Below are 21,185 nucleotides of genomic sequence, written 5' to 3' on the forward strand. Positions count from 1 at the left end.
TCAAGCCGAATCGTCTCCACTCGTTGATCATGATCATAAGGTACCCTTTCTTCCTTGAGCAACACATCACATTCATGAGCCGTTTTAAAATCATCTTACCTTGAAAACACAACGTTTATGGATCGGGATTCCTTTCCCTACGTTGGATGCTGGGTTTGCAAATCCGATCTACGATTTTCATGGTTGGGGGTAAAGTTAGTATTGAGGTATGCAGTGAGAGGCAGGTCACCAAAATTCCATCCATTTTCAGACTGTTGAGAATCCTTTCTGGATTCAACAGTCTGAAGCGGAATTCTGGAAAGACCCGAAAGAAAACTAATAGCTCAATACAAAATGGGCACGACGGTTTTTTGCGAATGAAGCTTCATCATTGCCACCTGCCAGAGGCCGCTCTTCACCATAGCTGACAAGGTTCAAATCCTGTGCATTCATACCGGAATTCTTCAAGTACTGAAGTGCGCTGTTGGCACGACGTTCCCCTAGAGCCAAATTGTATTCGTTTGTTCCGCGGTTGTCGGTATGCCCTTCAATAGTAACATGTACTTTTGGATAACGCTTCAGAAAGCTTACTTTCGCATCAAGGATTCTCTTGGCAGGTTCGCTCAAAGCATAAGAATCAAAATCAAAGTAGATGTCTTGATTCTCAAAGCTCTCGGCTTTGTTTAAAAACTCTTGCTTTTCCGCTTCGGAATTGATTCCAAGCTCTCTCCACCTGGCATCATCCAATCCCCCGCCGGCTCCTTCCCCCATCCTGCCGGTGTCATATCCCCCACTCGTCCCTCCGGCGCCGGGTCCAAAACCGGGTTGTGTGGGAACAGCCTTTTTAGCACAAGCTCCAGCAGAAATCATAAATAATAGAACCACAAGAACGCGACCAACCTTATTCATTTCCATTTTCATCTTTCTCCTCTAGTTGTTGAATCTGCCATTCCCTGCATTATGCCCGCAATGGTCGATAATTGCATTTTTTCCAGGAGCGGCGTCCTTGCCACTCCTATCCTACATGATGGTCAAAAATCTTAATTCTTATCCATATAAAATATACCTTTCCGACTATGAATACAAAGAAACTTAGGCGCTCAAGATCGTAATTATAGCGGCCATTTCCGTGTGTATCGCGGCCGGCAGGTTGGCCGTGCCCACAGGGCGGGAGAGCCCCAAAAAAAATGACAATCGGCAATAAAAGTTCCTGCTCTCCGGGGCCAAGACGGCGAACCGCCCAGGCCACCCCCTTGTAGCTGGAATTTGGTTGCGTATAAAGATCATCGGCATTTAGTCAGAAGGATAATGCTCAAGATCATCCCCCTCCCAACCGTGGTGACCAGCGCGGCATTTCCTGACCTCCACCCTTTGTGAGTTTCTTAATCCCCGTTCCATTCGTCAGCAGAACCCAGATGGCAGAACCTCCCTGTCGCGTTGAACTGAACGCGATCATGCGACCGTCGGGAGACCAGGTTGGAGATTCGTTATCTCCTTCACCGTGGGTCAACTGGCGCGCATCCCCCCCATCAGGCCGAATAATGAAAATATTGTGGCGGCCTCCTGTCATGCCGCTGTAAGCAATCCAATCTCCTTTAGGTGACCAACTGGGAGAAGTATTGTAATTGCCACTGAAAGTAAGGCGGCGCTTTTGTCCACTGCCGACATCCAACACGTAGATCTGAGGATTTCCTGTTTCATTGGAGACATAGGCAAGCTTTCTGCCATCCGGAGACCAGGCGGGAGACACATTGATGGCCCAACTATGCACCAGCTTTTGAATAATATTTCCCGAAGAGGACAAGAGGAAAATATCGGGATTCCCTTCCTGAGACAGAGTTACAGCTAGCTGACGGGACTGGGGCCTCCATGCGGGCGAAATGTTCATCCCTTTATAGCCGGAGATAAGCCATTGAGCACCACTTGTGACATTCACACCGTACACTTTGGCGTTTCCCTCTTTATAACTCACGAAAGCAAGCTCATTCCCATCGGAACTCCACGCCGGGGATAGATTAATGCTCTGGTTGTTGGTCACCGGAATGGGGCTGCCTCCGTCGAAATCCACAATGTAAATTTCCTTGGACTTACCCTGCACCTGTACATAGGCAATCTTTGAATCAAATACTCCTCGCTCACCGGTCAATGCGTAAAGAATTTCATCGGCAAACCGGTGAACCATGGCTCGCCAGTTCCGGGAATCCCCCTCATAGACTTTTCCCAAAACCATTCTTGAACCGGGAACATCGAACAAGCGCGCCTCCATTCTTAGGGATGAACCCTGGACCTGATATGTCGCCCGGACAAGAAAATCGGCACCCAATTGGCGCCATTCGTTAAATTTGATATCTCCCGCAGTCACTCCCATGGTTTGTGGATCTTCGGGAAATCCTCTGGGATCCAATGGTCGAAATACTCCCGAGTAATCCAGATCGCTTGAAAGGGTTTCTCCCATTTCTCGTGCCAATTGAGGCTGGCCAGCCGTCTGAAACTTGAAATCAGGAATGGCTATGGGAATTCTTTCGAACGCAGGCTGAGTGATATCGATGGTGACGCGTTCGGCTCGAGCCACAACCGTCCAGGCGCATAACAAAATTAGCGCCAGGAAAGAACCCGTCCATTTGATCGAAAAATACTTCCTATGCCTCATTTGTATGCAATTCCTTTCAATGAAAAATTTGATCACGATAGACTTTCGGGAGTAAAACGCAGGGCGATTTCCTCCTGCGGAGCACTGTAAATGTCTGGAAAAGGCGGTAGAGGTTCCGCTTTGCGCACGGCGCGTTTTGCAGATTCATCGTATAATGCATTTCCCGAACCTTTTTCAATCCTCAGATCCAAGACCTTCCCATCCCTCCTCAGGACCACGATCAAAACTGTTTCCAGATGTTGGGACTTGAGAAATTCAGGAAGCGCCCAGTTCCGGCGAACCGCACTCCAGATAGCGTTGTAATAAGTCCGTCTCGCCAATGTCACCATGGCCCCATCAGGGCTTCCAGCAGGAGTTCCTTTTCCGTTGCCTTCCCCTGTTCCTTTACCCGTGCTGGTTGCCGGGCCCGTACCCTTCCCCCCCGTTTTTCCAGTATCCGTCCCGCCACCTTGGGCATTTACGCCACCCGATGCGTTTTTTGCGCTTGTGTCATTGTCATCAGCGTCGGAAGTGCCTTCAGGGGAACCCGAACGTTCACTTTTGGACGTAGATGCGGGTTCTTTTCCTTTGGAGGTTTCTGCTTTGGGACTCTCTGCCTTAGGGCTTTCCGCCTTAGGATTTTCTTCCCTGGAAGCTTTCGCTGTCTGTACGATTGGTTTTGGTTTGGGTTCCGGCTTCGCTTTGGGGATCAGACTATCCAATTCTTTTTCCACGGAGGGTTTGCTGCGAGAAGTTTCAACGACCTTTGGGGCCTCGGAAATCTCCATTTTCTTCACCTCCGGAGCAACCTTCGGCGCAGTTTCCTTGAGTTGAAGCCGCCTGATGGGGACAAGAGGTTGCGACTTCGCTCGACTGGATCGATTAGATGAAGGGGCTTTGGGAGAATCTTCCCCTTTGGGGTTATCTGCCTTTTTCCCACTATTCCCCTTTGGCGCCGGCGCTGTTCCTCCTCCGAGGTCCTCCATCGAAACCAGGTTTACTGTGGAATAAGGAATCTGTGCCACTTGTTTCGGCTTGGCCCACGGGGAAATCAGCGCCGTGGTAAAAACCAGAGCGTGTATCAGAACAGATACGCCCAATCCCTTCAGGATCTCGTCCCGAGATAGTTTACGTTGTGAGAACGTCAGGGATTCCATAAGCTTGTCCTTTGAATTCACCGCTTGTAGTTACAATCCTAAAATTGGATGTTTTAATGCTTTAAATAGTGCATAAGCACTGAAAGCAATGCATAGATCCCTTTCAAAACAGGGAAACAGGAGCCGATTTCAACCCATTGTAGGTTGCGACCAGCGAGATCCGGCCTTTCTGACGGTTTACTTTTTCTTAAAAGGCGTATTGAGAGGTTCCGTCACCATTCCGATCTGATCAATGCCCGCCTGCCGTATCAGTCCCATCACTTCAACAACAAAGCCATAAGCGAGCTTTTCATCTGCCCGCAAAAAGACGCCTTTTTGTTGCTGCTTGTTCTGATACATGGCACTCAATTTGGGGCCGAGTACGTCCAGTTCCACCGGATACTCATTGATGAAGACCTTCTGATCCTTTGTGATGGTCACCATGAGGCGCTCATCTTCCGACGGAATGGCAGGTGCAGAAGATTCCGGCAACTTCACATCGATGCCCTGAGTCATCATAGGAGCGGTGACCATGAAAATGATCAAGAGAACCAGCATTACGTCCACAAAGGGGGTTACATTGATCTCTGAAACCATCTGCCCCCGGCCTCCATTCCCATTCATCTGCATACCCATTTGGGACTCCTGAACTGCTCTAGCGAAAATCGAAAAAACAAAGACTCTTTTTCCATAACTCAATCTCCACCGAGTACCCCCCCGATGGACTAATCCTGGACCGCGAAACGTTGCTGCTCAGAGGAATACTCTTCCTGCCTGCCCCGTCGCATGAGATCTCTTTTGAGGATATTTAAGAAATCTGCCGAAAAATGGCTCATTTCATTTTCTACCACTCGAATGCGATTGGAAAAATGGTTGTACGCAACAACGGCGGGGATGGCTGCTGCAAGTCCCATGGCTGTTGCAACCAAAGCCTCCGAAATACCTGGAGCTACAACAGCGAGGTTCGCTGCGCCTTTCGCTCCAATATCCTGAAAACTTGTCATAATCCCCCAAACGGTACCGAACAGGCCAATAAACGGAGCGGTACTCCCTGTCGTCGCAAGAAGAGGAAGAAATCGTTCGAATCGCTGCCGTTCGGACATCATGCCACCCTGAATGGCCCGGTCCACGTTCTCGATCAAGACTTCAGGGTTGACTCGCAAGTCCTGCATACTTTTTGTTTCCAGAGACTTACCCATTCGGGTGAGTTCTGTATAGCCGATGCGAAAAATCTGAGCGAGATGACTGTCTTCAAGGAACTGACTGTCCCGATAAAGAGCAGCGTAATTTTTTCTCTGGCGAAACAGCTTAATAAAATCTTCCGATTCCTTCCTGGCGCGCCGAATCAGTCGAAACTTCAAGAGAATAATGAACCAGCAGGCAATGGAAAGGAAGAGCAAGGCCAATAGAATGAACTTTACCATCGGTCCGGCATGTTGGATCATTTCAAAAATACCATTCCCTCCGTTGGGGTGCGGAGTGGAAACACTTTCAGAAGCTGCGTATGCCATCATAACCAAAGGACTTGTTATCATTATACATTCTTCCTCTGTTTCGGACTGCTCGCATCTAATGCCGCCACAATGGCCGGCAGGGCTTTTCCTGCCGATTCGGCTATATGGAGATCCGACATTCTATGTGAAAGTTCTGTGGCTGCGGGATTGACTTCTAGGAGAATCGCCCCCCTGCTCTTCGCAGTCCGCGGCAGATATGACGCTGGAGCCACAGTTGCGGATGTTCCCACCACAAGCATCAAATCACAGCGTTGCACGGATGTCATTGCTTTTTGATAGGCATCCGGGGGTATTTCTTCACCAAAAAAGACGAATTCCGGTCTCAAAGGATAACCGCACGCACACAAAGGAGGTATCTTTTCAAAAGAGACACTCTCTCTGGCATACTTCCGAGAACAGCGGCCGCAACGAAGTGACCGATTGTTGCCATGAAATTCGATCACATTGAGGCTACCCGCTTTCTGGTGCAAGCTGTCCACATTCTGCGTCACAATAGCTTTAAGGATTCCTCGTCGTTCCAGGTCTGCAAGAGCATAGTGCGCCGAATTGGGTACGGCTTTCATCAAAACCGAATCCATTTCCAAGAGCATTTTCCATACCTTTGCAGGATTAGAACGGAAGGAATCGATATGCCCATATTCCATGGGATCATACTTGGACCACAGCCCTTTCTCGCTTCGAAAATCAGGGATACCACTCTCCACAGATATCCCGGCTCCCGTTAAAGCCACCGCGTAACGACTTTGCAAGAGCAGATCAGCCATCTTTTGATAATCGTTCATATTACACCAAAAAATATTGTTTTTTTAATATCTTATGCTTTATCCATCGTAGATCTGTCCTTTTTTCTTGTCAAGTGCTTCGTTTTGATCGACAACCCTTGAAGACTTATACCACCTTAGGAGTGCAATCGTGCCGAAGCTTCTCGTGTATCAAATCTTCATGAATCCAGGGTTACGGGAAGCTCCATCAAACAAAGAGCGTCTCACCGATATTTACTGGCATGCCTCACCGCCCCAATTACTGCACAGGTTTTTCTAGCCGGCCAGCCCATTTTCTCCATGGATTGAAGTCTTATATGCAATGACCATTCCATGTTGGACCACTCATTTATATATCTTGAGCACCTGATCAACGAGGAGGGTATCCCCTTGAATTTGATTCCACTCGCGAAGACTCTGAGTGCTGATGTCATATTGTGCGGCGATGCCGGTGAGAGTTTCCCCTCGCGCCACTTTGTGCGTAAGAACAACCGGCTTGTAGCTGGCAAGGAGGCATTCCATACGGCTGTTAAATTCGCTCCCCTTACCGGCTGGCACTTTGAGAGTCTGGGATCCTTCCGGGACTTTGTCGGAAATGAAAGCAGGATTGAATTTCTTGAAATCTCTGTAAGTCAGTCCAATTGCTTCAGCCACCATTTGAAGAGGGATTGGATAAGGTAGATTTACATGCACGGACTCTGATTTTATCTGTGGATAACCAGATCCCATCGGCAATATATAGCCGTAGCGCTCGGGGTGGCTGAGAATTTCTTTAATGGCGGCAATTCGAAAAATATAGCGTTCCGTTTCCAGCGGAAGCTTGAGAGAATAATAACTGTTGACTCGCTGTTTGGCGATTTCACTCTGGATTCTGTTTTCCCCACAGTTATAACTGGCTATGGCCAGCGTCCAATTATTGAATAACCCATAAAGATCCTTCAGATAACTGAAAGCACTCCGGGTTGCCAACTCAAAATCATAACGTTCATCGAGGTCTTTGGATTTATCCAGTCCATATCTCGCCCCCGTGCTGGACATAAACTGCCACGGCCCGGCAGCGCCTGCCGTTGAGACGGCATAGGGCATGAGGTCGCTTTCGGCTACCGCCACGTATTTCAAGTCATCGGGAAGGTTATTCTCTGCGAGCTGGCTTTCGACCCAGGGAAGATAACGTTCCATACGTTTCAGCCAGAGATACACCTGTGCGTGGCTATAAACCACTATCGTGAATTCCCGGTCGAACCGTTCCCTAACGTCGGGATCATCGAGTGGCATCGCCTCTCCACAAAGATCCATTTTCACAGGAGGAGAATAATACGGGACTACATCAGGAATTGGAGCAGTCACAGAGGAATGCCCCACCCCCCACGCTCCATAGCACAGATAGCCAGCCCAAATTAAAATCATCATTCCGAAAATGATGATTCCGTTATTCCTCAGCAAAGCTGTATCCTTTTCTAAGAGAAAACTCGAACAACCACGTTAAACACTATCCATTTGAAAGAAAGATAAAGCAAACGCCACTTTCCTCAGAAAAGAAGACCGGTGGCTCTCTATAAAAATAAAAGAGCCACCCCTTGTGTACGATTTAACATGTTGTAGAAGGATATCAACCCCACTATCACACGAAAGCGTTACGAATAAATTTCCAATTGGTTGAAGAAAAAAGCGATTTCGACAACGGCCGTATCCGGACCATCCGATCCATGGACCACATTTTGTTCGATATCCGTAGCAAAGTCTCGGCGGATGGTGCCGGCAGCAGCTTCTTTATAATTCGTTGCACCCATGAGTTCACGATTCTTTTTGATCACGTCATTTCCTTCCAATACCATCACTACGATGGGGCCGGAAGACATAAAATCCGTCAGGCTATCATAAAACGGGCGATCTTTGTGCACGGCATAGAAACGCTTGGCGTCTTCTTTGCTTAACTTCAACATTTTCATGGCAACAATGTGGATGCCGGCTCCCTCAAAACGCTTTATCACTTCACCGATTACATTTTTCCGGACCCCATCTGGTTTGATGATGGACAAAGTACGTTCCATTTTCTCTCCTTTAAGCTTCTGAACAAACAATCCTTTGAAGAATAATGACAAACAATGTTCCAAACCGATACGCAGGCAGTATTTCGCAAATTAAGGTACCAGATGGCAAGAAATAAATAAAAAAATCTTATAGGAAAAAAGTGGGAACCAACATGGAAACTAAGTCGATAGCGGTATATTATAATGATTAAAGAATTTCGACAAAAAATTTACAACTCTTGTTTTATGGTCATCATTCACTGCAGCAAAAAACTCGTAAAAAATATATGAACTTAATTCAGGCAAATCAGAGATTCTTTGCTAATTTTCCATCCTCCCCATGACCGGAGCGGTCTCAACAAAAATTGAAAAAGGTAAAGAGATGCAAGGTGATAGGGAAAGCGCAAAATGCTCTTTGCGATGTCAGCGTGAGCCACGAGCTATGAATCATGAGCTTTTACAAAAGATCGTAGCCTGTGAAATATTTTGACAGGCTCTGCTTTAACTTGCTGCAATTCAAGGGGGGATTTGGCGGTGAAATTATCGACGCGAAGCAGATACGGCACCAGACTGATGCTGGAGATGGCCATCCACTTTGATGAAGGCCCCATTCACCTGGCAGAAATTGCCCGTCGGCAAGAGATTTCCGTCAAATACCTCGAGCAAATCATCATTCCTCTCAAGAAAGCCGGTTATGTGAAGAGCGTTCGAGGGCCGAAGGGAGGACACATGCTGGCAAAACCGCCTCATGCGATCCACATGGATGAAATTGTGTCTCTTCTTGAAGGGGGGATAGGAATTACCGAGTGCAGCGAAAATTCCAACGGTTGTGAACGATCCAGTCTCTGCCATATGCGATTTCTCTGGAAAGAAATCACCGAAGCCATTCACGAGCGACTGCACAACATCACCCTTTTGGATCTGGTTCGAATGAATTCAGAGGAATCTTAAAAAATCTACAAAAAGACTTTCAGGTTTTTCGCTTGTACTGCGAGTAGAACTCCAGCACTTTTTTGAGATACTCTTTGGTTTCGTTATAGGGTGGGACAGATCCATAGCGTTTTACAGTCTCTGGTCCCGCATTGTAAGCAGCGAGAGCCAAAGTGACATCGTTATTGAATCGTTTGAGCAAATATTTCAAGTAGCGCACACCACCTTTGATATTTTCCTCAGGATCGAAGGGGTCTTTGACTCCCATATCCCTGGCGGTGCTTGGCATCAGTTGCATGAGGCCTATCGCTCCTTGAGGAGATATGGCATGATGATCAAACCGGGATTCAGCCCGTATAAGCGCTTTGACCAAACGATGATCGAGACCGTATTCAGAACAGACACTCTTAATGTGTGGGTCATAAATGGAAGTATCTCCGGTGAGATAGATGATCCAGGTAAAAACGTTGCCAGAACCATTGGATAAGATGATGAATGGGATAAAATACAATACTGCGCAGAAAATGAAAATTATTCGATATTGCATAATTTTCACACGCATTCTTCACCCCTTGAGATTAAATTTTCAGATTTTCTGCAAACGAATCCCAAGTACCTTTTAAAAAGATACATCAAAATCCGTCATTCAGTCTCAACATTTTAATTAACCGGATTTGGCACAAAAAATCAATACCATCGAACATATCCTTATTAATCTTACTATGTTCGCTCATGTTTTCATGTTATGTTTGTATTGGTTGATAAATTCCAGATAGACTTCTGCCTCCAGTGACTTTTCCAGAGATGTGCAGCCACATTCTTCAAATATGTTGTGTATGGAAACATTAAGGATCTTTTAGCAGAATTTCCACTTCCAATGTTGTATTGTTGTTCGCCTGCGTATCGTTGCACTTCAACCACTCATGCACTATACATGCCACGAGGAGGTTGCTATGCTTACAAATTATTGGCCTGATGACTATCTTGCAAAACAACACACGGCAAAAGAGGCGATCGGATTCATTCATGCGGGACAAAGAGTCTTTATTGGATCCTCTTGCGGTGAACCCCAATGCCTTGTCAGGGAATTGGCATCTCAGTCAGGCAGTTTCACCGATCTGGAGATTGTTCGCCTTCTGAGCCTAGAAACCGCACCTATTACCCTGATAGCCAGTGAAACTTCTCGGCAGAGTTTTCACATCAGGTCTTTCTACTCCGGTTCTACCCTCCCTCAACCTCTTGCCATGAACCGGCGTTTTTTTACACCCATCAACCTTTCCGCCCTCCCCTATCTCTTTCAGACCCGGCAGATTCCGATCCATGTTGCTTTGATTCAAGTTTCCCCCCCCGATGATTTCGGCTGGATGAGCCTTGGGGTTTCCGTTGACATCACTTTGGCCGCTGCCCTTTCTGCTGATCTCGTCATTGCTCAGGTGAATCCTCGAATGCCCCGAGTCCTCGGCAGGAGTTTTATGCACGTAAACGATGTGGATGTGATCGTCGAACATGAAGAGGAACTGCTCACCATCGGGGATATCGTTGAACCGGAATCCGCAAGGCTCATTGCAAAAAATGTAACGAAGCTCATCGATGACGGCGCCACACTCCAACTGGGCCTGGGTGCAACCCCTCAAGCAACCCTGCTGGCTCTGGCAGACAAGAACGATCTTGGAATTCACACTCAGTCTCTCACACATGGTATCATGGAACTTGTTTCAAGAGGGGTGATCAATAATCGCAAGAAAGGGGTCAACCCCGGCAAGCTGGTGGCCAGCAGTGCCATAGGAACATCCAACCTCTATGAATTTTTGCACGATAACCCTGGTATAGAATTTCATCCTTCCGATTATGTGAATAATCCTGGCGTCATTGCCAGCCATAACCGCATGACGTCTCTCAACGTTGCAACAGTGATGGATCTCACTGGGCAAGTGGCAGTGGACGCCCCTCCTCATAATCATTTTTCAGGGGTCACCGGAATGCTGGACTTCGTTCGAGGAGCGGCCCAGTCGCAGGGCGGGAAGTCGATTCTCATGATCCCATCCACATCCAGAAGCGGGAAAACGAGCCGCATTGTACCCATTTTGGATAACCTGGCAGTAGTGGTTCCAAGGAGTGATGTGTATTATGTCGTGAGTGAATATGGGGTTGTCAATCTCTTCGGGAAGAGCATCCAGGAACGTGCCATTGCCATGATCAGCCTCGCCCACCCGGATTTTCGTGACGAACTCTTTTACAACGCTCAGAAGCTCGGATTGATAGGAAAGGAAAGAAGCCTGAAGGAATCCATTCATGCCGTCTATCCTGTAAAATGGGAAGAATCCATCGAAATCGATGGGAAAAAGGTCACCATCCGCCCTGTAAAATCTGTAGACGAACGACGTATCCAGGAACACTTTTACAACTTGGATATGAACGATATCATTTCAAGATTCTTTCACAAAAAAAACAGCTTTGTGCGCGACGATGTAGCCTCCATGTATCAAATCGATTATGTGAAAGAAATGACCATGGTGGCGGTTACCGGCGAGTTTGGTTTTGGGAAAATCATCGCACTTGGCGGCTATGTTTTGGAGCAAAATAGAAATGTTGCAGAAGTGGCTTTCAGCGTCAACAAGGAATGGCAAAACAAGGGGCTTTCAAAGATTATATTTCGAAAACTCTATGAAATAGCTCGTGAAAATGGAATTTCTGGTTTTGTGGCTTATACTTCTATGAACAATAAATCCATGATACGGCTTTTCAAATCTCTGCCATGCAAGGTGACGACCGCTCATGAAGACGACCTCATCTGCATGCATTGCGAACTTCAATCGGGAGATACCGAAAAAGAGAACAAGTCCCGCTAATAAAAACATTAGATGCTCTTACGGAAGTGCAATCGCCAAACATTGCGAGCATAATGGCTGGGTGCTTCCCTGAATTGTGAAGGATGGCAATCGCGGAAAGTGACGCATCCTTTGTGCATCTATACACAAATACAAGCATTTTCCGATCTTAAATAACAGTTTTCTATTGACAGGTGTCCATCTCATTGCTAGATTTGAGGCTCGAAACTTGAGATTTCCTTTTTCACTCACCAGCGGTGCTTCCAGTTCTATCCCATCTTCTTTTCTTCGATTCCGCATGGGTGGCGAGGCCTGATCGCAGTCCTGTGTACCGAATCTCTATTTTTTGCCGTTTTTAGTAGTTGGGTGGGCCGCCACAATGGCGGTGTACAGCAAACACTAGCTTCAAGGAGGAATCCATGGCTAATGATGTGTTTCCCGTTCCCGAATCTTGGAAAAAGTCTGCTTTTTGTGACAATGAAACCTATCTGAAGATGTACGAACGCTCCATAAAGGACCCTGAAGGATTTTGGGGGGAACAAGCCAAGAGGTTGGATTGGTTTAAACCTTGGACAAAGGTAAAAGACGGTTCTTTTGAAGGCGACATCCGCATCAAGTGGTTCGTGGACGGTAAGCTCAATGTGAGCTACAATTGTTTGGACCGACATTTGGAAAAGCGCGGAGACCAGGTTGCGATCATCTATGAGGGAGACGATCCCAACGTTAGCAAGAGCTTCACTTACCGGCAATTGCATGAACAGGTTTGTCGCTGCGCCAATGTTCTCAAGTCACAAGGATTGAAAAAGGGTGACCGAGTCACCATTTATCTTCCAATGATTCCCGAACTGGCCATCGTTATGCTGGCCTGTACACGAATTGGTGTCATCCATTCCATAGTTTTCGCAGGATTTTCTCCGGATTCCCTCGCAGGGCGCATCCAGGATTGCGGCGGCAAGATAGTGATCACTGCAGATGAAGGATTGCGCGGTGGCAAGAAAGTGCCTCTCAAGGTAAACACCGACGAAGCTGTTTCCAAATGCCCCGACGTTGAGAAGGTCATCGTCGTGAAACACACCGGTGGCGATGTCCCTATCACACCCGGTAGAGACATTGACTATCACGAAGCCATGAAAACAGCCTCTGCCGATTGTCCGCCCGAAGAAATGGATGCGGAGGACCCACTTTTCATTCTTTACACCTCAGGGTCGACCGGCAAGCCCAAGGGCGTTTTGCACACCACAGGCGGCTACCTGGTCTACGCATCCTTAACACATCAGTATGTGTTCGACTATCATGATGGCGACATCTACTGGTGTACCGCCGACATCGGTTGGATCACCGGCCACAGCTACATCGTCTATGGACCTCTTGCCAATGGTGCAACCAGCATCATGTTTGAAGGCATCCCCAATTATCCCGATTGGTCCCGTTTCTGGGATGTCGTAGACAAGCACAAAGTCAATATTTTCTACACGGCCCCTACAGCCATTCGCGCTCTCATGCGCCAGGGCGATGGACCGGTGAAGAAGACCTCGCGTAAGAGCTTGAAATTGCTTGGCACAGTAGGTGAACCCATCAACCCCGAAGCATGGTTGTGGTACTACAATGTTGTTGGAGAGAAAAGATGTCCTATTGTTGACACCTGGTGGCAGACCGAAACCGGTGGAATTCTCATTACTCCCCTTCCAGGGGCTACAGATATGAAGCCGGGTTCTGCAACACGGCCTTTCTTTGGAGTACAGCCGGCCATTGTCGACCCTGAAGGAAAGTTCATGGAAGGTCCGGCGACAGGCTATCTGGTCATGAAGGATTCCTGGCCGGGAATGTTGAGAACCGTTTATGGGGATCACGAGCGTTTCAAACAGACCTACTTCTCCAACTATCCGGGACTGTACTTCACCGGTGACGGCGCCCGCCGCGACGAAGACGGCTACTATTGGATCACCGGCCGCGTCGATGACGTTATCAATGTCTCCGGTCACCGCATGGGTACAGCGGAAATAGAAAGCGCACTAGTGGCTCATCCCGCAGTCGCTGAAGCTGCAGTTGTCGGTTATCCCCATGACATCAAGGGGCAGGGAATTTACGCCTATGTCACCCTGACCGCCGGGAAGGAACCCAGCGAAGAGCTTCGAGACGAACTTGTGAAATGGGTAAGAAAGGAAATCGGACCCATTGCATCCCCCGACTTCATTCAGTGGGCTCCGGGACTTCCCAAAACCCGTTCCGGAAAGATCATGCGCCGCATTCTGCGCAAGGTCGCCGCCAATGAAGTGAGCGATCTGGGCGATACCTCTACCCTCGCCGAACCTGCAGTGGTCGACGATCTCATTCAACACCGCCAGGCCGTATCCAAATAATTCGGCTTCGGTATCATGACAAATAAAGGGGGATGGAAGTCCCCCTTTTTCTTTTTTGCTGAATCCTCTGGTAAATTTTCCTCTCGAGTGTACGCATTTCAAGAGGATTTGACATCCCTTCGCTCACTGGATATATACTTCGCGCGGATGAAATCCTGACTTCTTGATGCCCCTGTAGAAGCGGCTTCCAGTCGCGATAGAAACAGCCGACTCCCAAGAGAATCGCGACCAAAAGTCAAGGTTTTAACCGTTCGCAGTATAGAAGGAATTCAGGAATAGAATTCGGCAGTACACAGCGCGCATGACAAGCTTCAAGAATCCCTGATCGCTTTCACTTTTTCGGAGGCAGAGAAAATGGCGATAAATGACTTGGCAGGAAAGCCGGCCCCCCGATACATGCTCACAAATATTCCCCGATTGATCACGGCCTATTACACTCATCAGCCAGATGTTGCAGAACCCTCTCAAAGGGTGGAATTTGGCACTTCAGGGCATAGGGGTTCGTCCCTGAGAAAGAGTTTCAATGAACACCACATCCTCGCCACCACGCAGGCCATCTGCGACTATCGGAAGATCAATGGTATCACTGGACCACTCTTTTTGGGAAAGGATACACATGCCCTTTCAGAACCCAGTTTCGTAACCGCCCTGGAAGTCCTTGCCGGAAACGGTGTGGAAGTCATGATGCAGGCAGACTTGGGCTACACTCCCACTCCCGTCATTTCTCATGCTATTCTAGTCTACAATCAAAAGAAAACATCAGGTTTTTCAGATGGTATAGTGATCACCCCGTCTCATAACCCTCCGGAAGATGGAGGATTCAAGTACAATCCGCCCCACGGAGGCCCGGCAGACACTCAGGTCACCCAGTGGATTCAGGACCGAGCCAATGAACTCTTAAAAGGAAGCAACAAAGAGGTTCAACGGGTGGGTTACGAAAAGGCCGTCTCCTTAAACACTACTCATAAATATGATTACATTCGCCCCTATGTCGAAGACCTTCGCAACGTCGTCGATGTGGAGATTATAAAATCTGCCGGAATTCGTATTGGTGCGGACCCAATGGGAGGTTCATCTGTTGCTTTCTGGGAACCCATTGCGGAAATCCACCAGTTGAATATCCAGTTGGTGAATCCCGCTGTAGATCCTACTTTCAGTTTCATGACCGTGGACAAGGATGGAAAGATTCGAATGGATTGTTCATCCCCTTTCGCCATGGCTAGTCTCATCCGTTTGAAAGACAACTATGATGTCGCTTTTGGAAACGATCCCGACAGTGATCGACACGGTATTGTAACCCACAGCAGCGGACTTATGAACCCGAACCATTACCTCTCAGTTGCTATCTGGTTCCTGTTTCAGAACAGGCCCGAATGGAGCCGAAATTCAGCGGTCGGAAAGACGCTCGTCAGCAGCAGTATGATCGATCGTATAGCCAGACATTTGGGCAGAAAGCTTTCAGAGGTCCCTGTCGGTTTCAAATGGTTCGTAGAGGGGTTGATTGACGGGAGCTATGGATTTGCAGGGGAAGAAAGTGCAGGGGCTTCCTTCTTGCGCAAGAACGGTACTGTCTGGACCACGGATAAAGATGGAATCATAATGGATCTGCTTTCCGCTGAAATAACGGCCCGCACAGGAAAAGACCCCGCAGAACACTACGAAACCCTGGTTTCACAGTTCGGAAATCCCGTTTATGAGAGGATAGACGTCCCGGCGACACCCGAACAGAAGGCGGTACTCAAGAAGCTTTCTCCCGATCAAATCAGCGCTTCTACCCTAGGGGGGGAGACTATCCTGGCCAAACTCACTGCAGCTCCGGGAAACGGGGCCGCCATAGGGGGACTCAAGGTGATTACCGAGAACGGATGGTTTGCCGCACGGCCATCTGGGACAGAAGATATTTATAAGATCTACACGGAAAGTTTCAAAGGAAAAGAGCATCTTTTGAAAATACAGGAAGAAGCGCGCTCCATTGTAAGCAATGCGTTTAAAATTGCAGGCGTCTGAGCAAAGCGTTCACTCATTTTAAATACTCAAGGGTTTAGCCGCTTCATCTGATACCTGAAATTTTTTCATGAGATGAAGATTTCTCTCGCAATAACCTGTTAGGACGGAAAAGTTACTGCCCATCGGCCAAACGTAGGAAAGCGTCTCTGGACTGAAACTCAGTGCTATTTTTAAAGCAAAAGAATCGGCTCGCCATGACCAGGAAGACGTCTTCACAAGCCAATTCCTTCGCCTTCTGAAAGCATTCGAAAGAAAAATTAACACTTTTTTCTGCGAACTTGTCGCAGGAATCCGGCCTATTCAGTCTATCGGAGCAAAAATGCTTATCCTTAGCGAAAAGATGTTATGAAATTATCACGCGAAGCTGAAGAGTCGTCGCAGGAATTCCTCAATTCAGGTATCCACCTTCGAAGATGGGATGCTTCGCAGAGCCACCCATACACTTCCATCGTCCTTGCGTGCCATTCAACAAAGTCAGTGAAACTCTTGACATCAGAGATTCCCCTATTTCCTTCTATTTTCCAACCGTTAATCCCTTTTCCCTCTGCCATCGTTGTATCTCCTTCAAATGTTCTATCCATACTGCCGCTACAATAAAACCGGAGTCCCAACGTTTTGGGAGTCAGGACACACTCTCTTTTTCATTTGCCGGTAAAACATCTCGTCTTGCCGGACGAACCTCCAGGCCATCCATTTCATTTGAAGTAGATGGCTTCCTTCCGGGAAAAAAACCCCACAAAACTAAAGGATCAAACTCAATATTAATTTATTATAATAACATATTTTAATCCACACTAAATTAAGTAAAATAGAAAAACAGTAGAAGCAGTATTATAATATACTGAATTTCAAATATATTATAGGATTAATAGCCTTAAAAACGATCAGTTTTTCAATTGGTTTTTTTCAAAATAATGTTAGTACAGCTTTTATAGAGTTGAGAATTGACAGAATGCATCGTGATTTGTCCGGGGAAACGTGATGCGAAGAAAAAAAGAGGTCTTTTTGAGTCCAAATCCTGGTACGCTCAATGGATTGAATTCTGAGAATTTTCATGGAAGCGAAAGTGATGTGATGATATTCTGACTGGAAAGCAGCCGGGATAACATGAAAATCCATCCTTCGAGGGGAATTCACGTATGAACAGGTTCTCGCTCTACAAAAATAGGAAGACATCTTTCAATATGTCTCTCATATTCATTTTACTGCTATTTTCAGTTTCATGCGCGACTATCAACAAGCCAAAGAATGACGAAAAGAGTCTTTTGATTGCCGTACAGGGTTTTCTCAAGGCCATGAAATGGGAAGAGTATAAAATTGCTTCCGTATGGGTTGCCCCATCCGCGAAAGAAGACTTCTGGAAAAACATAGATCGATTCCAGGGCAAACTTCATTTGCTGGACTATGAAATCAGAGACATCGGTTTTCAAAACCCCAATCCAACCAAGACAGTGCTTTTGCGCTGTAGGTATTATTCTACTTCCGACCCGGAGCTCCGGACGAAAACCCTGCATCAAAAATGGGTTTTTTCCGTATCTCCAGAAGGATGGCAGGTTTTGGAACCTGATCTGGGAGGATTTCTTTCGGAACAACCATAAATTATATTTTTAGAAAAACCTCTACCATAACAACACGGCTTGGAGATGCTGGTATCCAGCAAAAACCTCGTGGAAGGTAGAGCAAAATTCAGTACGAAACGATTCTGCCCCAAAATGTTATTTTTAATGTTATTTTTGTGGACTCTGCAGTCCACCGTTCGATTTTTGCCCTGGAAAGACGGAGGAGATTTCCATGGAAGAACAAATCAAGGGGGTTGTCCTTACAGTCATCAAAAAAATCGCACCGGAGGCGAACCTCGATCATCTGAAACCCAACAAGAGTTTTAGAGACCAGTTTGATTTCGATTCCATCGATTTCTTGAACTTCGCACTCGCACTCCAAGAAAAATTCGCAGTAAAAATCCCGGAAAACGATTATCCCAAACTGGCTACTTTGGATGGTTGTATAGAGTATTTGAAGTCAAAGATTTCAGCTGAAGTTTCCGCCCGGCTCTTACGATAAAGTACCCAATCAAACAAATATGAAAGGAAGATTAGCGTTACACTCATACTATTTACACATTGTCTTATGGATATGAATCCGTAGCGGATTCAAAGAGCCTCAAAGAGACATGAACAACTCCGGGGTCATCCGGAATGCGTTTAACCTTGAAACCAAACGCCTCACAAAGCTTCAGCATCGCCTTGTTCTCTGCGAGCACTTCTCCGTAGATTTCACCAATATGCCGCAATCGCGCGTACTCTATGATCCTTCTCAGGAGCATGGGGCCGAGTCCGAGGCCTGTCTTATCCTGTCGCAGCAGAATAGAGAATTCTGCATTCTCGTTGTCAGGATCGGCAACGATACGAACGCCTCCATACAGTTCCATCCCCTCTTCAGTACTTCCCCCCCCTACCACAAGCGCCATTTCACGATCATAATCGATTTGAGTGAGACGAGCCGCCAGGCTATGGGGAAGTATCTGCATGGGATGCAGGAAACGCAAACGGATTTCATTGGGTGAAAGGTGTTGGAAAATTCTATGGAGCCCCGGCTCGTCTTCGGGACGAATGGGTCGAATGAAAAGCGTCTGACCATCGGGAAGCGTAATATGCTCCTCAAGTTCTTTGGGATAAGGACATATGGAGAGACGATCCTTGGCAGACGTGCCTCGCCTCACCACTCGAATACGCGCATCCAGGGCAAGAACATCCTTCTCATCGGCCAGGAGAGGGTTGATATCCAGTTCTACGATGTTCTCCAGATCGCATACAAGCTGTGAGACTTTCACCAATGTGAAAGCAATGCCATCCAGATCTGCATGGGGAAGGTTCTCATTCCCCTCCAACAGATGAAATATTCGTGTGCGAGTCATCAATTCCCGAGCCAGATGCATATTCAGTGGCGGTAAGGAAATAGCTTTATCACGAATCACCTCTGCTGCGGTACCCCCATGCCCGAAAAGGATCACCGGACCAAAAAGCGTATCCTCGGTCATTCCGATAATCAGTTCATGAGCGTGCAAACGTCGAATCATGGGTTCCACAGCAAAGCCCCTGATTCTTGCGTCCGGTATCGCCTCACGAACCCTTTCCAACATGACCTCTGCAGCCCTGCGCACAAGTTCCGGACTTTGGAGATCGAGGACAACCCCCCCCACCCTGGTCTTGTGGAGGATATCGGGAGAGAGAATTTTCAGGACGACAGGCTGACCGAGATTAGTAGCGGCAACGGCAGATTTTTCCGGGTCTTCAGCGAAATAGGTGGAAACCACGGGAATGCGGTAGGCAGAAAGGACCTCTTTGGCTTCCGTTTCCATGAGCCACTCGCGCCCTTCTGCCAAGGCTTTCTCAATCACTCCCCGAGCACACTCCACGTCCGGCTTGAATATTTCGGGAAGGTTTGGCGGTGTTTCCATCAGAAGCGCTTGATTCCGCTGGTAGCGGACCATCTGCATAAAAGCGCGCACAGCATCGGAAGGAACATCATAGGTGGGAATCCGGTTTTCGATCAGCAGGTGACGTCCTGCATCGAGGCTTGTGCCACCCACCCAGCTTGTCAATAAAACGGGACGTACTCCCTTCGCTGTTTTCTTTTGGTAAGTGTCTATCACCGCTTGTGCCACCTCCGCACTGTCCACCATGGCATTGGGGCAGTTAAGGACAAGAGTGGCATCCACTCCGGGATCATTGAACATCGCTTCTAGAGCTGCAGCATATCGTTCTCCGGAGGCATCACCGATCATGTCCACCGGATTGTCATGGGACCAGATGGAAGGAAGTTGCGCATTCAAACGATCCATGGTTTCTGCAGAAAATTCGGCCAGTTTTCCGCCCTCATCCATAAGGGAATCGGTAGCCAGAACTCCTATCCCTCCACCATTAGTAAGAATTGCAAGTCTATCGCCTCGTATGGGGGGAAGGGTCGCCAGAGTTTCGACGGCGCTGAAAAGTTCCTGCAGATCGTACACACGTAACATTCCTGCACGGCGAAATGCAGCGTCATAAACAGCGTCATCACCAACCAGAGCGCCCGTATGGGAAGCGGCAGCCCTGGCTCCTTCCATATGACGGCCGGCCTTGAGCACGATGACCGGCTTCATACGTGCAGCGGCACGAGCCGCAGACATGAATTTTCGTGGTTGTGTCACCGACTCCATATAAAGGAGGATCGCTCGAGCATAGGGGTCATTGGCCAAATAATCCAACATATCCCCGAAATCCACATCAGCCATCTCTCCCAGTGCAACAAAATGAGAAAATCCGATGTTTCGAGCCGTTGCCCAGTCGAGCACAACCGTCTGCACGGCCCCGGATTGGGCCACGAAAGCGATTTGGCCCGGCAATGGCTGTACGTTGGAAAAACTTACGTTGAGATGCGTTCGAGGAACCATGACCCCCATGCAATTGGGTCCAAGCACCCGCAGCAGATGTGGTCTCGCCCCTTCGAGCATGGCGTTTTTGAGTTTTCTCCCTTCCGCTCCCCCACTTTCCCCAAACCCTGCCGTTATGACGACTACGGCTTTTGTGCCCCGGGCGCCAAGCTCTTTCACCAACCCCGGCACAGTATCCGGCGGGGTGGCGATCACTGCCAGTTCAGGAGCCTTGGGAAGACTCGCAATGTCAGGGTAGAGCGGGATGCCGTCGATCACCTCATAATTTGGATTGACCCCGTACAACTCTCCTTCAAATCCGCTGTTCCAAAGATTCCTCGTGAGCACACCGCCAATGGAGGACTTTTTCTTACTCGCACCGACGAGCGCAACTGAGGCGGGTCTGAAAAAATAGTCAAGGTTTCGGATCGTCATGCAAAAACCTCAGAAAACAAATGCGATCGATTCTCAATTATGGAAGATCTCTATTAAATTTGGAAAAAATATACCTGATGCACTGAAGCAAAACAACCGCTATCTCTAACGCACAGCAGGATCAGGCAAGAGAGAAGAAAAGCTTCTCTTTGAGCAATCCATTTT

16 protein-coding genes are annotated in these 21,185 nt (G+C 47.8%); 6 read left to right on the plus strand and 10 right to left on the minus strand.

What is annotated here, in order from left to right:
• Positions 1-315: 315 nt before the first annotated feature.
• The 8 genes from pal to ndk all read right to left on the minus strand — a co-directional run bounded on the left by pal (position 316) and on the right by ndk (position 8,070).
• The gene (pal, locus tag QMG16_RS04290) at positions 316-894 is read right to left on the minus strand and encodes a peptidoglycan-associated lipoprotein Pal (RefSeq protein ID WP_281792436.1); all 579 of its coding nucleotides are present in this window, start codon (positions 892-894) and stop codon (positions 316-318) included.
• A 403-nt stretch (positions 895-1,297) separates the two neighbouring features.
• The gene (tolB, locus tag QMG16_RS04295) at positions 1,298-2,629 is read right to left on the minus strand and encodes a Tol-Pal system beta propeller repeat protein TolB (RefSeq protein WP_281792437.1); all 1,332 of its coding nucleotides are present in this window, start codon (positions 2,627-2,629) and stop codon (positions 1,298-1,300) included.
• Positions 2,630-2,661: 32 nt separating this feature from the next.
• Complete coding sequence (gene tolA / locus QMG16_RS04300; protein WP_281792438.1) at positions 2,662-3,765, minus strand: cell envelope integrity protein TolA; 1,104 nt, start codon at positions 3,763-3,765, stop codon at positions 2,662-2,664.
• Positions 3,766-3,942: 177 nt separating this feature from the next.
• Positions 3,943-4,380 carry a protein TolR gene (gene tolR / locus QMG16_RS04305; RefSeq protein ID WP_281792439.1) on the minus strand — a complete coding sequence of 146 codons (438 nt, stop codon included), beginning with the start codon at positions 4,378-4,380 and terminating at the stop codon, positions 3,943-3,945.
• 89 nt (positions 4,381-4,469) lie between these two features.
• Positions 4,470-5,279 carry a protein TolQ gene (gene tolQ / locus QMG16_RS04310; protein ID WP_281792440.1) on the minus strand — a complete coding sequence of 270 codons (810 nt, stop codon included), beginning with the start codon at positions 5,277-5,279 and terminating at the stop codon, positions 4,470-4,472.
• The gene (locus tag QMG16_RS04315; RefSeq protein WP_281792441.1) at positions 5,279-6,022 is read right to left on the minus strand and encodes an SIR2 family NAD-dependent protein deacylase; all 744 of its coding nucleotides are present in this window, start codon (positions 6,020-6,022) and stop codon (positions 5,279-5,281) included. The genes tolQ and QMG16_RS04315 overlap by 1 nt, the downstream gene beginning before the upstream one ends.
• Positions 6,023-6,364: 342 nt before the next feature.
• Positions 6,365-7,294, minus strand: a complete 930-nt coding sequence (locus QMG16_RS04320; RefSeq protein WP_281792442.1) for a lytic transglycosylase domain-containing protein — start codon at positions 7,292-7,294, stop codon at positions 6,365-6,367.
• A gap of 359 nt (positions 7,295-7,653) precedes the next feature.
• Entirely contained in the window at positions 7,654-8,070 is a 417-nt protein-coding gene (ndk, locus tag QMG16_RS04325; protein WP_281792443.1) for a nucleoside-diphosphate kinase, read from the minus strand.
• A 513-nt stretch (positions 8,071-8,583) separates the two neighbouring features.
• On the opposite strand from ndk, the gene QMG16_RS04330 reads away from it, so the two are divergent.
• Positions 8,584-9,000 (plus strand): RrF2 family transcriptional regulator, encoded by a 417-nt coding sequence (locus tag QMG16_RS04330; RefSeq protein WP_281797029.1) that lies wholly within the window; start codon positions 8,584-8,586, stop codon positions 8,998-9,000.
• 19 nt (positions 9,001-9,019) lie between these two features.
• Here QMG16_RS04330 and QMG16_RS04335 read toward each other — a convergent pair whose 3' ends face one another.
• Complete coding sequence (locus QMG16_RS04335; RefSeq protein ID WP_309298875.1) at positions 9,020-9,541, minus strand: lytic transglycosylase domain-containing protein; 522 nt, start codon at positions 9,539-9,541, stop codon at positions 9,020-9,022.
• A gap of 391 nt (positions 9,542-9,932) precedes the next feature.
• Between QMG16_RS04335 and QMG16_RS04340 the strand changes: the two genes are divergently transcribed.
• From QMG16_RS04340 to QMG16_RS04360, 5 genes are all read left to right on the plus strand, one after another.
• Positions 9,933-11,828, plus strand: coding sequence for a bifunctional acetyl-CoA hydrolase/transferase family protein/GNAT family N-acetyltransferase (locus tag QMG16_RS04340; protein ID WP_281792444.1), 1,896 nt, complete (start codon positions 9,933-9,935; stop codon positions 11,826-11,828).
• Positions 11,829-12,226: 398 nt separating this feature from the next.
• The gene (acs, locus tag QMG16_RS04345) at positions 12,227-14,167 is read left to right on the plus strand and encodes an acetate--CoA ligase (RefSeq protein WP_281792445.1); all 1,941 of its coding nucleotides are present in this window, start codon (positions 12,227-12,229) and stop codon (positions 14,165-14,167) included.
• Positions 14,168-14,521: 354 nt separating this feature from the next.
• Positions 14,522-16,174 carry a phosphoglucomutase (alpha-D-glucose-1,6-bisphosphate-dependent) gene (pgm, locus tag QMG16_RS04350; protein ID WP_281792446.1) on the plus strand — a complete coding sequence of 551 codons (1,653 nt, stop codon included), beginning with the start codon at positions 14,522-14,524 and terminating at the stop codon, positions 16,172-16,174.
• 1,265 nt (positions 16,175-17,439) lie between these two features.
• Positions 17,440-17,772 carry a hypothetical protein gene (locus QMG16_RS04355; protein ID WP_281792447.1) on the plus strand — a complete coding sequence of 111 codons (333 nt, stop codon included), beginning with the start codon at positions 17,440-17,442 and terminating at the stop codon, positions 17,770-17,772.
• A 193-nt stretch (positions 17,773-17,965) separates the two neighbouring features.
• Positions 17,966-18,235, plus strand: a complete 270-nt coding sequence (locus QMG16_RS04360) for an acyl carrier protein (RefSeq protein WP_281792448.1) — start codon at positions 17,966-17,968, stop codon at positions 18,233-18,235.
• Positions 18,236-18,299: 64 nt separating this feature from the next.
• Here the strand turns inward: QMG16_RS04360 and QMG16_RS04365 are convergent, their stop codons facing one another.
• Entirely contained in the window at positions 18,300-21,020 is a 2,721-nt protein-coding gene (locus tag QMG16_RS04365; protein ID WP_281792449.1) for a bifunctional acetate--CoA ligase family protein/GNAT family N-acetyltransferase, read from the minus strand.
• Between the last annotated feature and the right edge of the window lie 165 nt (positions 21,021-21,185).

This window comes from Desulforhabdus amnigena, from assembly GCF_027925305.1.
GTDB lineage: Bacteria > Desulfobacterota > Syntrophobacteria > Syntrophobacterales > Syntrophobacteraceae > Desulforhabdus > Desulforhabdus amnigena.

Excerpts from the sequence above, each read along its gene's own strand:
- pal (WP_281792436.1), bottom strand. The coding sequence starts at position 894 with ATGGAAATGAATAAGGTTGGTCGCGTTCTTGTGGTTCTATTATTTATG.
- tolB (WP_281792437.1), bottom strand. The coding sequence starts at position 2,629 with ATGAGGCATAGGAAGTATTTTTCGATCAAATGGACGGGTTCTTTCCTG.
- tolA (WP_281792438.1), bottom strand. The coding sequence starts at position 3,765 with ATGGAATCCCTGACGTTCTCACAACGTAAACTATCTCGGGACGAGATC.
- tolR (WP_281792439.1), bottom strand. The coding sequence starts at position 4,380 with ATGGGTATGCAGATGAATGGGAATGGAGGCCGGGGGCAGATGGTTTCA.
- tolQ (WP_281792440.1), bottom strand. The coding sequence starts at position 5,279 with ATGATAACAAGTCCTTTGGTTATGATGGCATACGCAGCTTCTGAAAGT.
- QMG16_RS04315 (WP_281792441.1), bottom strand. The coding sequence starts at position 6,022 with ATGGCTGATCTGCTCTTGCAAAGTCGTTACGCGGTGGCTTTAACGGGA.
- QMG16_RS04320 (WP_281792442.1), bottom strand. The coding sequence starts at position 7,294 with ATGCCACTCGATGATCCCGACGTTAGGGAACGGTTCGACCGGGAATTC.
- ndk (WP_281792443.1), bottom strand. The coding sequence starts at position 8,070 with ATGGAACGTACTTTGTCCATCATCAAACCAGATGGGGTCCGGAAAAAT.
- QMG16_RS04335 (WP_309298875.1), bottom strand. The coding sequence starts at position 9,541 with ATGCGTGTGAAAATTATGCAATATCGAATAATTTTCATTTTCTGCGCA.
- QMG16_RS04340 (WP_281792444.1), top strand. The coding sequence starts at position 9,933 with ATGCTTACAAATTATTGGCCTGATGACTATCTTGCAAAACAACACACG.
- acs (WP_281792445.1), top strand. The coding sequence starts at position 12,227 with ATGGCTAATGATGTGTTTCCCGTTCCCGAATCTTGGAAAAAGTCTGCT.
- pgm (WP_281792446.1), top strand. The coding sequence starts at position 14,522 with ATGGCGATAAATGACTTGGCAGGAAAGCCGGCCCCCCGATACATGCTC.
- QMG16_RS04360 (WP_281792448.1), top strand. The coding sequence starts at position 17,966 with ATGGAAGAACAAATCAAGGGGGTTGTCCTTACAGTCATCAAAAAAATC.
- QMG16_RS04365 (WP_281792449.1), bottom strand. The coding sequence starts at position 21,020 with ATGACGATCCGAAACCTTGACTATTTTTTCAGACCCGCCTCAGTTGCG.